This is a genomic window from Shewanella sp. SG41-4, assembly GCF_014164505.1.
Classification (GTDB): Bacteria; Pseudomonadota; Gammaproteobacteria; order Enterobacterales; family Shewanellaceae; genus Shewanella.
This window is the reverse complement of the sequence record NZ_JACJFI010000709.1, coordinates 1-940: the sequence shown is the minus strand read 5'-3', so window position 1 is coordinate 940 and position 940 is coordinate 1. Positions and strand designations below refer to the sequence as shown.

The window sequence follows — 940 nt, the reverse complement described above, 5'->3', positions numbered from 1 at the left end:
ATAATTACAGGAATAAAAGTAATAGAGAAACAAAAGGTTAGCATTACAACAATAAAAGTTCTAGACACTCCAAACGCTGGCATTCCAACAATAAAAGTGCTGGACAGTCAGATAGCCGTCATTCCAGCAATCAAAGTACTGGACACTCATATCGCCGGCATTCCAGCAATCAAAGTTCTAGACACTCAAATCGCCGGCATTCCAGCAATCAAAGTTCTAGACACTCAAACTGCTGGTATTCCTGCAATCAAAGTTCTAAACACTCAAATCGCCGGCATTCCAGCAATCAAAGTTTTAGACACCCAAACAGTTTAAGGAGAACCCTATGTTTACTTCTCTAAAAATAGCACTTGGTTTAGCAAAACCTGCTCGTAAAAAAGTAAAATTACCTGAAGGGTTAAACCACCTTGAAGTCATCCAAGCAAGAGCTTGGTGGAAGTAAATCCTAAAATATTGATGGTTAGTCATCAACCATAGAAAAAGGAGCATAAGCTCCTTTTTTGCTGCTTGAAATTTGAATTTGAATTTTGATATAGCAACTGAAATAAATTTAGCCTTCTATTTTATAACAGCCATGTTGCCATACCTTAATATCTGCCAAACGCTTGTGTGTGCTAAACAATGGGTAAGTTAACGGTCCTAATATGCAACCAACACACCCCCATCGCTTTACAGCTAATCCGTGCTTATAAGCTGCAAAACCAAATAAAATACCACTACTAATACTCACTAAAACAAGCATGAATAACCAACTGAACTGCATTACTCTTGACTCCAAATAACTCAGTTAACGTAATCCCTACCTATACATCAATACGACTCATCTTTGATCCGTAAATAATTATGTTACTACCATTATATTGAAGCAATTACAGCTTAATGGCGAAACATTGTCCTCATCATTACGCTATCATTCTTAACTTATCATACTAAACAATGA

At 36.7% G+C, this 940-nt stretch carries 1 pseudogene; it reads left to right on the top strand.

Annotation, left to right across the window (positions count from 1 at the left end):
* A pseudogene (locus tag H5202_RS23430) lies at positions 1-315 on the top strand (hypothetical protein); the annotation flags it as partial.
* Between the last annotated feature and the right edge of the window lie 625 nt (positions 316-940).